Annotated in this window: 1 protein-coding gene; it reads left to right on the top strand. The window is 32.2% G+C overall.

Annotation, left to right across the window (positions count from 1 at the left end; genetic code table 11):
- A partial coding sequence (locus tag IDG60_RS28025; RefSeq protein WP_206161063.1) for a two-component system regulatory protein YycI occupies nucleotides 1–674 on the top strand: 674 nt, incomplete at its 5' end.
- Nucleotides 675–678: the final 4 nt, after the last annotated feature.

Genomic DNA, 678 nt, shown 5'->3' with positions numbered 1-678 from the left:
GTAACAATGAAGTTAATTTTCAGCAAGAAGAAATTAAAGTACCGGCTAGTATATTGAATAAATCAGTTAAAGGTATAAAATTAGAGCAAATTACAGGGCGATCAAAAGACTTTAGTTCTAAAGCTAAAGGCGATTCGGATTTGACCACATCAGATGGTGGAAAATTATTAAATGCGAACATTAGTCAATCGGTAAAGGTCAGTGACAATAACTTAAAAGATTTGAAAGATTATGTTAACAAACGTGTGTTCAAAGGTTCAGAATATCAATTAAGTGAAATTAGTTCTGGTTCTGTAAAATACGAACAAACGTATGATAATTTCCCGATTTTGAACAATAGTAAAGCGATGTTGAACTTTAATATAGAAGATAACAAAGCGACTAGTTATAAACAATCAATGATGGATGACATTAAGCCCACAGATGGTGCAGATAAGAAGCATCAAGTGATTGGTGTGAGAAAAGCAATCGAGGCATTATATTATAATCGTTACTTGAAAAAAGGTGATGAAGTCATTAATGCTAGACTTGGTTACTATTCAGTCGTGAATGAAACGAATGTTCAATTGTTACAACCAAACTGGGAAATTAAAGTGAAGCATGACGGTAAGGACAAAACGAATACTTACTATGTCGAAGCGACAAATAATAACCCTAAAATTATTAATCATTAATATG

It is taken from the genome of Staphylococcus sp. EG-SA-2, from assembly GCF_017152085.1.
The sequence above is the reverse complement of the archived record's forward strand: the minus strand, read 5'-3'. Positions and strand labels throughout refer to the sequence as shown.